Below are 13638 nucleotides of genomic sequence, written 5' to 3'. Positions count from 1 at the left end.
GCAGTAACTGTTACGTTCCAAGCATAGGGTCAGACCAAGGAAATTCATTCGGATGAATCGTCATTGCTGCCACCCTTTCACTCTCCAACGTGTCCCGTGTTTTTGGCGAAACGCGCGCCGTTGACCAGGTCACACTCGATATCGCTCCGGGCCAGTTTGTCGGAGTGATTGGTCGCTCTGGCGCTGGCAAGTCGACGATGTTGAGGCTGATCAATCGGTTGATTGATCCGTCCGAAGGCTCAATCTCGTTTGATGGGTCTGAAATCACCACGCTCAAGGGGAAGGCCCTGCGCGCATGGCGGCGCGACTGCGCGATGATCTTTCAACAGTTTAATCTGGTCGATCGTCTGGACGTATTGACCAACGTTTTGATCGGTCGGCTCGCCGAACATGGTTTCCTCAGCTCAATGGCAATGCGGTTTACCGATGCGGAACGCACAATGGTGTTGCAGGCGTTGGACCGTCTGGACCTTGTCCCACAAGCACTGCAACGCGCGGGTACGCTGTCTGGTGGTCAGCAACAACGCGTCGCCATTGCCAAGGCATTGGTGCAGCAGCCTAAAATCATGCTGGCGGATGAACCCATCGCCTCGCTCGATCCGGCGAATGCAACGCTCGTGATGGATGGTCTCAAACAGATCAACACCGAAGATGGGCTGACTGTTCTGGTCAACCTGCACACGCTGGATACCGCACGGGCCTATTGTGACCGCATCATCGCGATGCGCGCGGGCCGTGTGTTCTTTGACGGAACCGCCGCGCAGCTGACCGATGATGTGGTTCGCGACATCTACGGAACCGAAGGCCTGCGTGATTTCAACGAAGCTGTGACTTCGACCCAACGGATCGCGGTGCCTGCCTGACCCAACTGCCAAACTCAAACCAAGGGGAGATGACCCATGAAATTGCTCACAACCACAGCACTGGTCGCCATCACGGCTACAGCCGCAGCAGCCGAAGGCTGGAAAGATGATTATCAGGTTCTCAAGTTCGGCATTCTGTCGAGCGAGAATGAAAAAGACCGCCTGATGCGCAATGAGCCGCTGCGCGGTTACCTTGAGGAAACGCTTGGTGTCGAAGTCGAAATCTTCACTGCCGGCAACTATGACGGCGTGATCCAAGCGCTGTCGGCGAACCAGATTGAAATCGCACGCCTTGGGTCGTCGGCCTATGCTGCTGCGTTTACGGCAACCGACGGCGGCGTTGTTCCCACGCTGACAACGCAGAAAATGGACGGCACCACGGGGTATTATTCGATCGTCGTTTCCCGTTGCGACAGCGGCATCAACAACCTCGAAGACGCCAAGGGCAAGGTACACGCATTTGCCGACCCTGACAGCACCTCTGGCTATGCCGTGCCCTACTTCAACATGGTCACGCGCGAAGGCTTCAAGCCCGAAGATTATTTCGGCACCGTGACCTTTTCCGGCAGCCACGAAGCAGGTGTGACGGGCGTTGTGAACGGCACGTTCGACACGGCGGCAACCTATCAGAACAACGCAGTAGATGGCATTTTCCAGCGTATGGAAGAAAAGGGCATGATCGAACCCGGTCAAGTCTGCACCATCTGGGAAAGCCCCGAGATCACGTCTGGCCCGTGGACCTTCCGCAAGAACCTGCCCGAAGCTCTGATCGAAGATGTGACAGCAGCCATCGAAGAGTTCCCGACCGCCGATCCTGAGGGCTACAAGCTGTACTCGTCCTGGACAGCCGAAGATCCGAACCCCGACACAGGCTTTGTGCGGGTCAACGCCGAGCGATACAACTGGATCGTCGACATGCGCGCGTGGATCAAGGAACAGCGCCGATCTGGCTCCTGAGTATTTGACATGACAGGGCGGAGGACACTCCGCCCAGCACCCGTGGCGCTTTCGTGCTGCCTCGGGTGCGATCATGACATATGCAGCGCTGCGTCCTGCCGGCTGCGTCTGCGAGGATTACCATGGCCGCAACAGCTGATTTCAACGATATCTCGCCGGATGACAGCATTTCTGCGCTTTCAAAGTTCGAGGCGGACTTTGCCGAACAACGCAGACGGTCGCGGTTGGTCTGGGCCATCGGGACGGTTTTGTTCATTCTAGCCTTCGCGTTCACCTCTTGGATTGGGGACTTTTTCAAGGTTACCCAGGTGACGATGCCGGACGGGTCGCGCGAATGGCGTTGGATCATCCCGGCAGGCATCCCGCGTCTTGGCGAATACATTGAAAAAACAATCCCGACTTTACGCTGGGACACACTTGGCGCTGATTTCGCCAATTGGTTTTGGCGCTGGAAGATCTGGATGGAGCTGTTGTTCGAAACCATCCTGATCGCGTTCATGGCCACCGTATTCGGCGTGATCGGTGGCTTTTTGCTGTCATTCCCCGCATCACGGAACCTGTCGCCCAACACATGGGTTCTATGGATCACCCGCCGTTATCTCGAGATCGCCCGCACCGTGCCGGAACTGGTTTGGGCTTTGATCTTTGTCTTCTGCTTTTCCGTCGGTCCGATGGCCGGGGTTTTGGCCATCGGGCTTCACGCTGCGGGCGCGTTGGGCAAGCTTTATTCCGAGGTCAACGAGAACATCGACATGCGCCCATTGGAGGGTGTGAAAGCCGCAGGTGGAACATGGTTCGATCAAATCCGCTACGGTGCTGTCCCTCAGGTTCTGCCAAACATCATCAGCTACACGCTGCTCCGCTTCGAGATCAACGTGCGCGCCTCGTCAATTATTGGCTATGTCGGCGCAGGTGGGCTGGGGCAAGAATTCCGCACTGCAATGAGCTTTCAGGAATACACCGATCTGTCGGCGCTTTTCGTGATCATCTTCGTAACCGTGATGATCATCGACTACGGCTCCGAGAAACTCCGCCACCGTATCATTCATCTTGAGGAGAACCGGCCATGAACATCACTCAAGACCAGATCGCCAAAGCGCGCGACCTTGTTCCGCTGGCCTTTCAAGCCCCGTTGCAGGTGCGCGTGCGCCGCTACGTGTTGTGGGTCTGCTTCATAGGATTGTTCTGCTGGTGTCTTTACGATTTCAACATCTCGCCCGTCCGCATCTGGGAAGGACTGGGGCGCTTTGGTAACGTCGCGAGCTTTATGTTCCCGCCCTACATCTGGACCTCATGGGCTGAGTTTTCGGAAATCCTGAATGGCTTGGGGGAAACGTTGGCCATCGCGTTTCTGGGTACGGTCCTCGGTGCGGTCTTTGCGTTCCCGCTATCTTTCCTTGGGGCCAAGAACATCAACCAATTGAATTGGCTGCGCCTGTCGACGCGCCGCGGCTATGATGTGATCCGCGCCTTTGAAACGCTCATCCTAGCATTGATCTTTATACGTGCGTTCGGCCTTGGACCGCTGGCGGGTATCCTCGCCATCGCGGTGAGCGAGATCGGGACTTTTGCAAAGCTGTTCTCTGAGGCAATCGAGAACACGTCGAACAAACCTGTGGAAGGCGTCAAGGCCTCGGGTGGATCACGCCTCCAGCAGATCCGCTATGGCATTGCCCCGCAGGTCAATCCGGTGATCATGTCGATCCTGCTCTACAACTTCGAATCCAACGTCCGCTCCGGCACCATTCTTGGGATCGTCGGTGCGGGCGGGATCGGCTTTCTGCTGTCCGACCGTATTGCGGCTTACAAATGGGGCGAGGCGTGGTCGATCATCTTTCTGATCATCGCCATGGTCTACGTGATCGACTGGTTGTCGGGCATTGTGCGTCAACGCCTGATCGGCAAGACGGATTTGGCGAAGTGACACCACCGAAGCGGATTTTGGTCATCGGTAGCGCAGTAGCCCAAAGCATGGGCCGATATAGCTGACGGGTGCCTCGATCAGTTGGGCATCGTGCAAGGGGTTCTTTGGTTCATCCTGTTGACCGCAAAACTGGTCACGTCAATCAACACGTATTTTTCCATAGGTCCGCATTGCCGAAGGTTCGTGTGACCGGCTTGGACGATGCGAACGCCGCAAAGGAGACCCTGACATGAGCGGAGCCGGATCAAAGAAACAACTGACCGAAGCGCCCAACATACACCCCGAGGCCAGCGTCGTCGATTGCGACTTGGGCGCATGGACAGAGGTGGGCAAAGGTACGTCGATGCGCGCCGCGTCAATGGGTGACTGGTCCTACATCACGCAACATTGCCACGTGGTTTGGGCCAGCATCGGAAAGATGTGCTCCATCGCGAACTCGACCCGGATCAATCCCGGCAACCACCCGACATGGCGCGCGGTGCAGCACCACAGCGTTTACCGGGCCGAGGCGTATGGCCTTGGCGAGGACGACCACGACTTCTTCGAATGGCGCAAGGCGGATTGGGTGACCATCGGGCACGATGTCTGGATCGGGCACGGTGTGACGATCACCGCAGGCGTGACCGTTGGCACCGGCGCTGTAATCGGGGCAGGGGCAGTGGTGACAAAGGATGTCGCACCCTATACCGTGGTCGGAGGCGTGCCCGCTCGGGTGATCAAACGCCGCTTCACCGAACCCCAGGCCGAGGCACTTCAGAACATAGCCGTCTGGGATTGGTCACGAGACACATATCGCGCGGCATTGCCGGACATTCGGGCGTTGGACATTGATGCCTTCATTGAAAAATATCAAGACTGAGGCCCCGCCTGAACAACCGGCGCGCGCCGTTTTCGACACTGGTTTTTACATTTTGGCGCTGTCTGCCTTGGCCGCCGGTGTTCTTGTGGTGGTGCTCAAGGGATCGGAGCGCGCGCTTGAGATCGCGCAAGAAGAAATGATGTTCATGGCGGTGCTGGCCCCAAAAATCGCGGCGGGCATGTTCATCGCGGCCACACTGCCGCTTCTTCTGCCCCGCGATAAGGTGGCGATCTGGATTGGGCGGGAAAGCGGAATGCGAGGGTTGCTTCTGGCCGCGTTTGCCGGGGCGGCCATACCCGGTGGCCCTGCAATGACCTTTCCGCTGGCGGCAAGCTTCGGGCTTGTGGGAGCGGATGTTGGCGCCATCATGGCTTTTGTCTCAAGCTGGGCGCTGCTGAGCCTCAACCGCACCCTGATTTGGGAGTTTTCGTTCCTGCCGGTCGACCTTGTGTGGTGGCGTGTGCTGCTGTGCTTGCCATTCCCGATCCTGATCGGTCTGGCGGCCCGCGCGGTCTTTGGAGGACGGGACGCGTGAACATCCTGATCGGTACGGTTCTGCTGGGAGCCGTCGCGCTGTGGCTCTATTGGAAGCTTCCCAACGGCGAATGGCGAGCCGCAGGTATGGCGAATGCCTGGCGTATGGCGCAGTTCACCGCACCCCGGATCGTCGTCGCTCTTCTGGGTGCGGGGTTTTTTGCTGAACTTCTGCCACCCGAGCAGGTGCGCGCCCTGTTCGGAGAGGGGGCAGGAGTGTCGGGTGTCCTTTTGGCCATTGCATTGGGGCCGATCACACCGGGCGGCGCGTTCGTCAGCTTTGCGGTCGGCGCTGCAGCACTCAAGGCCGGAGCCACATCCAGCCTCGTTGTGACCTATGTCACCTCTTGGTCACTTTTTTCGGCATCCCGTTTTCTGGCGTATGAATTGCCGCTCATGGGGCGGCAGCTTGCGCTGCGTCGGTTGCTGCTGTGCTTGCCCGTGCCCTTCTTGATTGCCGGGGCCGCTCATGTTGTCTGACTTGGTTAAGGCTGGGCCAATGTAGGCCAACACCCACGCGCGCGCACCAAATTGATCACTGGACGTAACACACAAACGTATCAAGTTCGGTGCCAAGGCAGCGTCTGTTTACCTTGAGACGCCAGCGATCGTGCCAAAACCGGCTCTGCCGGGGGGCGATGTCGCCATCCGGGTGACACTTGGCCTTGCTGCAATCTGCATCCTGTCCGAGATGGCAATGTCCAAGCGTTCTGTTCCAAGCCGACAGGACTAAGACGCGACTGCCGCGTGATCCGGAAGAAAGCTCAGGTGTTTGCACGTATGACACTGTAAGTTTCAGAGAAACTTTGAAGATTGGTTTGCGGTGTCCGCAGCGGGTTCAATCGCGGTCGAATGGTAATTGGCTCGAAGATTGCGCAGGCTTCAAAAGGTCAGAGCAGCTGTGCTGGCGAGGCGTCAGGTTGCTTGCCCTCGAAAATCCGGCGCACCGCTTAGCGGAAATATGACAGCCCTTTGCTACGTGCAGCATCCACCCAATTCGGGACAAACGGCACAATCTGATCCTGTGTTGGCACCATCATTTCGATGAAATTCGCGCCGGGTTGTGAAAGGGCCGCCGCAAGGACCGGTTCAATCTGGTCCTCTGATGGGCGTTGTTGCATTACCCCGGCCTGAGGCGTGACGTCCCCTTACCCCGCTGACGTTATGCCACGCGGACGATCTCGGCGGTGCCGAGGGCGTTGAAGCGGTTCATGAGGGCGATGCGGATGTGGATTTCGGCGGTCTGTCGGTCGGGGTCTCTTGCCATGATACGCTCGCCGAAGGATTTCAGGCAGCGCATCTTCGCCTCGATCCGGTTGCGGGCGTGGTATCCGGTCCAGCGTTTCCAGAACGCCCGCCCGTAGTATCGCGTCGCGCGCAGGGTGTCGTTGCGGGCGCGTGCAGCCGGGCAGTCTTCTTTCCAGAGACGTCCGTTCTTTCGGATCGGGATGATCGGAACGGCGTCGCGTTCGATGATGGCCTTGTGGCAGCGGCGTGTGTCGTAGGCGCCGTCGGCGGTGACCGTGCCTATCTGCTCACCTGCCGGGATCTGGCCGAGCAGGTCGGGCAGCACGGGGCTGTCGCCGTCGCGGCTGGGGGTGAACTCGACTGCCCGGATGTCCGAGGTGGTGGTGTCCATGGCCAGATGGACTTTGCGCCATTGGCGTCGGCCTTGCACCCCGTGCTTGCGGGCCTGCCATTCGCCATCGCCGAGGAACTTGATCCCGGTGCTGTCGACCAGCAGGTTCAGCGGGCCGTCCGCACGGCGATACGGGACCTGGACGGCCAAGGTCTTTTGCCTGCGGCACAGCGTGGAAAAGTCCGGCACGGGCCAGTCCAGGCCGGCCAGTCGCAGCAGGCTGGCCACCATTCCGGCGGTCTGGCGCAACGGCAACTTGAACAGGACTTTGATCGATAAGCAGAACTGTATGGCCGCATCGGAAAACACCGCCGGACGTCCGGGTCGACTGTCACGCGGCGCGCGCCAGGTCATGTCCTTGTCGACCCAGATGAGCAGAGACCCCCGCTTCCTGAGTGACGCGTTGTAGCTGGACCAGTTCGTCGTGCGATAGCGGGCGGGAGATGGCTTGCTCATGCACCGCGTCTAACGCCATGGATTCGCGAAGTGAATCCTTCGTCGTCAGACTTTTGCAACAATGCCATGTTGCAGGGTGATGGTAGGCGGGGCTTTCAACTGTTTTCCTTTAACACAGGCGAGAAACGTTCGGTACGAGGGATTATTCTCTCTAATTCATGCGACATTTCAAAAGACAACAACCGTCCCATCGCACCGAAGATTGTGTTCGCACCACTTATGAGGCTTTCTGCGATCGAGGCGCGACTGAAAGAACGAGGTTTGGCCGAGCAGGCCATCTCTTCTCGCGTTGCTGCGATTAAAGCTCAAACAGTAACAAACATATTTTTCCTTCCCGCTGGCGGTTCTCTTGAGGAAGAGTATGATGTCCTCCTTGACGACCTTCATTCAATGCCAATGTCGGCTTACGAAGAGGGAGAAAAGTTGTTTACTCTGAGTATGGCAGGATTCTATTTGTTTGCGTTCAAGCTTTCGGTTCACTTTTGTCGGCTTCACGAGAATGTAGATCGCCGTCCCGAGGGTGAAGCCGCTTAAACAACCATGCTTTCTAATCGGTGATTATTATCGCATCTTGGTAACGTCAATCTCAAGAAATAAATTTTTGTTTGAATACTATAACGTTGAGAACGAGAGCAGGCCCAAAGGCCCGCCCCACACCAACCCCACCTCACTCCAACTCGATCAACAGGTCCTTCGCGTCGATCTGTGCCGCAGGGGACACGTGAACGGCCTTCAGCCAGATCAAACTGCGCTGGAAAAACGGGCAAAAGCGTTAGGCGACCTCGGCATCCTTGTCACTGTCGCCATATTGGAACTTGATCGACGATACGAGGCTTTCAGCCGCTCCGCTTTTCGACAGCATGCTGTGGGCGCTTTGGATATCCATGAGACCGGGAAGGCTCCTCATGTGCTTGCTTTCGATATGAGCGAGCCCCATCGACCAATCGCCGAAATCGCGTTGCGGGATCTTTCTCTGCACCAAAGAGGTGAACTGCGTGTGGCGCGGATCACGCTCGATCTTCTCGAAGAGAGTCATCACGGTATCCTCTGGCCCTTCGAGAACCTGGAGAAAGGTGTCTCCGTCAAACAGGAGCATCCCGGTCACGTCCTTGAAATGATTGTTGATCTGCGCCTTGATAAGCAATTCGCGTACTTCGCTCAGTTCCATGGAACGGGTCGGCTTGCTGACATAGACGATCTGATGCAACATTTCTGTGGTCGGCATTTCTGTAGCTTTCTGTGTGCTTTCGGACTTGAAGCGTATATGGCTTCAATCTTTGCAACGGCTGACAGCACCACGTTTTAGAGGCGTGGCCAAAATAATTTGCCGTGGTTCTCTGGTGTCTAAGCTTGCCTGCTCATGGCCACGCTGGACTCTCGGAGACAGCTTTGTGGAAGAGGCAAACACCCGGATCCGAGCATCGATTTCTCGGGGGGCGTGCCCGCTATCGGAATCGATCGCGACGTTCCTGAGGCCGCTGGTCGGTTCGAACAATTGGCCCATGCCCTGGCGTCCTTCCTTAAACGCCTTCGATGGATCATAGAGCCGCCGTTATATGGCCAAATGCCGGCAAATAGCTTGGCAGGCCAAAAGGCCCGCCCCACACCAAGCCTAACTCACTCCAACTCGATCAACAGGTCCTTCGCGTCAATCTGCGCCGCAGGGGACACGTGGACGGCCTTCACCACGGCGTCGCGCTCGGTGTGCAGGCCGGTCTCCATCTTCATCGCTTCGATGGTGAGCAGCAGGTCGCCCTCCTTGATCTTTGATCCCGCCTGAACCGCGATAGAGGCGACGACGCCCGGCATCGGTGCGCCGATGTGGTTCGGGTTGCCGACCTCCGCCTTGGGCCGCGCCGCTGTGGTGGCCTTGGCCTTGCGGTCGGGCACACGGATCGTGCGCGGCTGGCCGTTGAGTTCAAAGAACACCCGCACCTCGCCATCGTCCTGCGTTTCACCCACCGCGATCAGACGGATTTCAAGCGTCTTGCCGGGGTCGATCTCGGCGCTGATCTGGTCGCCCTGTTCCATGCCATAAAAGAACGTCTGCGTCGGCAGCACCCGCACCGGGCCATATGTCCGGTGGCGGCCCATGTAATCAAGGAAGACCTTGGGATACATGAGATATCCGTTCAGGTCCTCGTCGTCGATCGCCTTGCCTTCGAGTTCTTTGATCACCTTGGCGCGGGTTTCCTCGATATCCACCGGGGCCGCGTGTTTGCCGGGGCGGTCGGTAAATGCTGCCTCACCCTTGAGGATCTTCTTCTGGATCGCCGCAGGCCACCCCCCCGGAGGCTGCCCCAATGAGCCGCGCATCATGTCGATCACGCTGTCGGGGAAGGACACATCGGTGTCCGGGTTCTCCACATCTGCGCGGGTCAGACCCTGCGACACCATCATCAGCGCCATGTCGCCCACCACTTTGGAGGACGGCGTGACCTTGACGATATCGCCGAACATCTGGTTCACATCCGCATAGGTCTGCGCCACCTCGTGCCAGCGCTCCTCAAGCCCAAGGCTGCGCGCCTGCGCCTTGAGGTTGGTGAACTGCCCGCCGGGCATTTCGTGCAGATAGACCTCGGACGCAGGGGCCTGCTGCCCGGTCTCGAACGCCGCATACTGTCCGCGCACCGCTTCCCAGTAGTTGGAGATCTCGCGGATCGCGCTGATATCCAGCCCGGTTTCCCGTTCGGTATGGCGCAGCGCCTCGACCACAGATCCCAGCGTCGGCTGCGACGTGTTCCCCGACAGCGCATCCATCGCCGCATCAACCGCATCGACGCCCGCAGCCGCCGCAGCCATGATCGTGGCGATGCCAGCCCCGGACGTGTCATGCGTGTGGAAGTGGACCGGCAGACCCACCTCTTCCTTCAGTGCCTTCACGAGCGGCCCTGCGGCAGCGGGCTTCAGCAGCCCCGCCATGTCCTTGAGGCCCAGGATATGCGACCCCGCCGCCTTCAGCTCTTTGCCCATCGCGACATAGTACTTGAGGTCATACTTGGACCGCGCCGGATCATTCAGGTCGCCAGTGTAGCAGATCGTGCCTTCAAGCACTTTGCCGGTGTCCAACACGGCATCCATCGCGACGCGCATGTTCTCGACCCAGTTGAGGCTGTCGAACACGCGGAACACGTCCACGCCAGTCTCTGCGGCCTGTTTGACGAAGAACTGCACCACGTTGTCGGGATAGTTGGTGTAGCCCACCCCATTGGCCCCGCGCAGCAGCATCTGCGTCATGATGTTGGGCATCCGCGCGCGCAGGTCGCGCAGGCGCTGCCACGGGCATTCCTGCAGGAACCGGTAGGCCACATCAAAGGTCGCACCACCCCAGCATTCGACGCTGAAGAGCTGCGGCAGGTTGGCGGCATAGGCTGGCGCCACGGTGATCATGTCGATCGACCGCATCCGCGTGGCGAGCAACGACTGGTGCCCGTCGCGCATCGTGGTGTCGGTGATCAGCACCTCTTTCTGCGCCGCCATCCAATCGGCCACGGCCTGTGGGCCTTTTTCGTCCAGCAGAGTTTTGGTACCTGCGGGCGGTGTGTCGACCCGCGTTTTTGGTGCTTTGGCGGGCTTCAGATCGGGATGCGGCATCGCGCGACCCTGCACCTCGGGGTGTCCGTTCACGGTGATATCCGCGATATAGGTCAGCACCTTGGTGCCCCGGTCACGGCGTTTCTTGAAGTGGAACAGCTCCGGTGTCTCGTCGATGAATTTGGTGGTGTACTGGTTGTTCAGGAACGTCGGGTGCTTGAGCAGGTTTTCCACAAACGCGATGTTGGTGGACACCCCGCGCACCCGGAATTCGCGCAGCGCCCGGTCCATGCGGGCAATCGCCTTTTCGGGGGTCGGTGCCCAGGCGGTGACCTTTGTCAGCAGCGAGTCGTAGTACCGCGTGATCACGCCGCCGGCGTAAGCGGTGCCACCGTCCAGACGGATGCCCATGCCAGTGGCCGAACGATACGCAGTGATGCGGCCATAGTCGGGGATAAAGTTGTTCTGCGGGTCTTCAGTCGTCACGCGGGTCTGGAGCGCATGGCCATTCAGGCGGATATCGTATTGCGAGGCTTTGCCGGTCGCCTCGGCCAGCGACTTGCCTTCGGCAATCATGATCTGCGCCTGCACGATGTCGATACCGGTCACTTCTTCGGTGACCGTGTGTTCGACCTGAACGCGCGGGTTCACTTCGATGAAATAGAATTTGCCGTCATCCATATCCATCAGGAATTCGACAGTGCCTGCACATTCGTAATTCACATGGGCGCAAATCTTGCGGCCCAATTCACACAGCTCTTCGCGCTGCGCCTCGGACAGGTACGGGGCAGGGGCGCGCTCCACGACCTTCTGGTTGCGGCGCTGGACCGAGCAATCGCGTTCGTAGAGGTGGTAGATGTTGCCCTGCTTGTCGCCAAGGATTTGCACTTCGACGTGGCGGGCGCGGATGATCATCTTTTCCAGATAACCTTCGCCATTGCCAAATGCGGCTTCGGCCTCGCGGCGGCCTTCCAGCACCTTTTCCTTAAGCTCTTTGCTGTTGTTCACCGGGCGCATGCCCCGACCGCCGCCACCCCAGCTTGCCTTGAGCATTAGCGGATAGCCAATGGTTTCAGCCTCTGTCTTGATGGCGTCCCAATCGTCGCCCAGCACTTCGGTCGCTGGGATCACCGGAACGCCTGCCTCGACCGCGACCCGCCGCGCGCTGGCCTTGTCGCCCAAGGCGCGCATGGTTTCGGCGCGTGGGCCGATGAAGGTGATGCCGTTGGCAACGCAGGCATCCACCAGATCGGGGTTTTCGGACAGCAGACCGTATCCCGGATGGATCGCGTCTGCGCCCGATTGCTTGGCCACGCGGATGATCTCGTCAATGCTCAGATAGGCTGCAACCGGCCCCATGCCCTCGCCAATCCGGTAGGCTTCGTCCGCCTTGAAACGGTGCAGCCCCAGCTTGTCCTCTTCCGCATAGACAGCGACTGTCGCCTTGCCCATCTCGTTGGCGGCCCGCATGATGCGGATGGCGATTTCGCCGCGGTTGGCGACAAGGATTTTCTTGAAATCTGACATGGCAGCAGTCCTGACGTTTTGACGTTGCGCGAGGCTTAGTAAGAATTCGTTACATTCTCAACCGCTAGAAACAGCGCACCTTACCGAGTGACCCCATCGAACCACGCTTTACCGCGCAAGTCGGTGGGTTTGATCGCACCCAATTGTCCCAAATTCGCGGCCATGTCTTTTTGCAGGATTTCAACCAGATGGGCGGGGCCGTCGGTATCCAGCGCCCCAAGCGCATAATGCCATGCCCGACCCAACATGACGAAATCCGCCCCCAGAGCAATCGCCCGCAGGATATCGAGACCACCTTCGATGCCGCTGTCGAAAATGAGCGGAAGGTTGGTCGCTGCCCGGAATTTGGGCAAGATTTCGATCGGTGCAGGGGAGGCATCGAATTGCCGTCCAGCATGGTTCGACAGCCAAATCGCGTCGACACCGGCCTGTTCCAATCGTGGCGCATCGTCTGGGTTGAGCACGCCTTTGACAAAGAACGCCCCGTCCCACGCGTTGCGCAGCCAGTCGACATAGGCCCAATCGGGCGACGTGCGCAGAAGGTAGCCTGCGTGCTGGGTCGAGCTGAGCCCCGTCACCTTGCCCGCGTAGTCATCGATTAACCGCATGCGCGGCATCCCCAGTTGCGCTGTCGCCATCGCCCATGTCGGACACATTGCAACCTGCGCAAGCAAGCGCGGCGTCAGCTTCGGCGGTGTGGTCAGACCCGACCGCACCTGCCGTTCGCGGCGCGACGGTACAGGCACGTCAACCGTCAGGATCAGCGTGGTGAACCCGGCATCCTTGGCCCGTTTGAGCATATCGGTGCGAATACCCTCGTCGCGGGGTGGGTACATCTGGAACCAGCCATTGCCGTCCAGACGGGGGGCCACCTCTTCGGGAGTGCGGGTGGCGACAGTCGAGATGCTGTAGGGAATGCCTGCCTTTGTCGCGGCACGAGCCAGCTTGCGTTCGGCGTCCGGCCAGATCAGACCGGACATGCCGACCGGGCTGATGCCAAAGGGCAGGGGATAGTCGCGACCGCAAAGCGATGTGCTCAGGTCAACCGGCAATTCACCATGCAGAATCGACGGTGTGAACAACACCCGGTCAAGGGCCGCGCGATTGCGGTGCAACGTGGCCTCTTTTCCGGTGGCGGAATCAAGGTATTCCCAGACAAATTTGGGGATGCGCCGACGCGCACGCGCCTTGAGGTCTGAAATGGCGGGGTATTTTGCGTGATGATCCATAGAGGCGCATTTGTGGACAGTTCCCGGGATTTGTCCAGAAGCGGATTTTTCGAAAAATCCGATGATTTCCTTCGAAGGAAATCTGCCCGTGGCGATGTGAACATTATCAGAACATC

Annotated in this window: 13 protein-coding genes; 9 read left to right on the top strand and 4 right to left on the bottom strand. The window is 58.9% G+C overall.

The features are described 5' to 3' along the window. Positions 1-62 precede the first annotated feature (62 nt). The 8 genes from phnC to ACK3EW_RS12135 all read left to right on the top strand — a co-directional run bounded on the left by phnC (position 63) and on the right by ACK3EW_RS12135 (position 5870). Positions 63-863, top strand: a complete 801-nt coding sequence (gene phnC, locus ACK3EW_RS12170; protein ID WP_493809729.1) for a phosphonate ABC transporter ATP-binding protein — start codon at positions 63-65, stop codon at positions 861-863. A gap of 36 nt (positions 864-899) precedes the next feature. Next, positions 900-1820, top strand: coding sequence for a phosphate/phosphite/phosphonate ABC transporter substrate-binding protein (gene phnD / locus ACK3EW_RS12165; protein ID WP_493806422.1), 921 nt, complete (start codon positions 900-902; stop codon positions 1818-1820). 122 nt (positions 1821-1942) lie between these two features. Beyond that, positions 1943-2890: a phosphonate ABC transporter, permease protein PhnE gene (gene phnE / locus ACK3EW_RS12160; RefSeq protein ID WP_493806421.1), complete on the top strand. Its 948-nt coding sequence runs from the start codon at positions 1943-1945 to the stop codon at positions 2888-2890. Next, a complete protein-coding gene (phnE, locus tag ACK3EW_RS12155) occupies positions 2887-3744 on the top strand; it encodes a phosphonate ABC transporter, permease protein PhnE (protein WP_493806420.1) in 858 nt (285 codons plus the stop codon). Before phnE (ACK3EW_RS12160) ends, phnE (ACK3EW_RS12155) begins: the two co-directional genes overlap by 4 nt. A gap of 229 nt (positions 3745-3973) precedes the next feature. Continuing rightward, positions 3974-4603, top strand: coding sequence for a DapH/DapD/GlmU-related protein (locus ACK3EW_RS12150; RefSeq protein ID WP_493806419.1), 630 nt, complete (start codon positions 3974-3976; stop codon positions 4601-4603). Next, positions 4584-5138, top strand: coding sequence for a hypothetical protein (locus tag ACK3EW_RS12145; protein ID WP_493806418.1), 555 nt, complete (start codon positions 4584-4586; stop codon positions 5136-5138). Before ACK3EW_RS12150 ends, ACK3EW_RS12145 begins: the two co-directional genes overlap by 20 nt. Beyond that, entirely contained in the window at positions 5135-5617 is a 483-nt protein-coding gene (locus ACK3EW_RS12140; RefSeq protein WP_493806417.1) for a hypothetical protein, read from the top strand. The genes ACK3EW_RS12145 and ACK3EW_RS12140 overlap by 4 nt, the downstream gene beginning before the upstream one ends. A 130-nt stretch (positions 5618-5747) precedes the next feature. Continuing rightward, positions 5748-5870 (top strand): hypothetical protein, encoded by a 123-nt coding sequence (locus ACK3EW_RS12135; protein ID WP_493806416.1) that lies wholly within the window; start codon positions 5748-5750, stop codon positions 5868-5870. Positions 5871-6299: 429 nt separating this feature from the next. Here the strand turns inward: ACK3EW_RS12135 and ACK3EW_RS12130 are convergent, their stop codons facing one another. Continuing rightward, complete coding sequence (locus ACK3EW_RS12130; RefSeq protein ID WP_493806415.1) at positions 6300-7232, bottom strand: IS5 family transposase; 933 nt, start codon at positions 7230-7232, stop codon at positions 6300-6302. A 66-nt stretch (positions 7233-7298) separates the two neighbouring features. On the opposite strand from ACK3EW_RS12130, the gene ACK3EW_RS12125 reads away from it, so the two are divergent. Next, positions 7299-7766 (top strand): hypothetical protein, encoded by a 468-nt coding sequence (locus ACK3EW_RS12125; protein WP_493806414.1) that lies wholly within the window; start codon positions 7299-7301, stop codon positions 7764-7766. Positions 7767-8004: 238 nt separating this feature from the next. Here ACK3EW_RS12125 and ACK3EW_RS12120 read toward each other — a convergent pair whose 3' ends face one another. The 3 genes from ACK3EW_RS12120 to ACK3EW_RS12110 form a co-directional block, all read right to left on the bottom strand. Then, a complete protein-coding gene (locus ACK3EW_RS12120) occupies positions 8005-8457 on the bottom strand; it encodes a BLUF domain-containing protein (protein ID WP_493806413.1) in 453 nt (150 codons plus the stop codon). 392 nt (positions 8458-8849) lie between these two features. Continuing rightward, entirely contained in the window at positions 8850-12293 is a 3444-nt protein-coding gene (locus ACK3EW_RS12115; protein ID WP_493806412.1) for a pyruvate carboxylase, read from the bottom strand. Between the two features lie 80 nt (positions 12294-12373). Beyond that, the gene (locus ACK3EW_RS12110; protein WP_493806411.1) at positions 12374-13522 is read right to left on the bottom strand and encodes an alpha-hydroxy acid oxidase; all 1149 of its coding nucleotides are present in this window, start codon (positions 13520-13522) and stop codon (positions 12374-12376) included. Positions 13523-13638: the final 116 nt, after the last annotated feature.

The sequence above is a fragment of the Marivita sp. NO-S04 genome, assembly GCF_059070475.1.
Note: the sequence above shows the minus strand (reverse complement) of the source record. Positions and strands in the feature narration are given on the sequence as shown.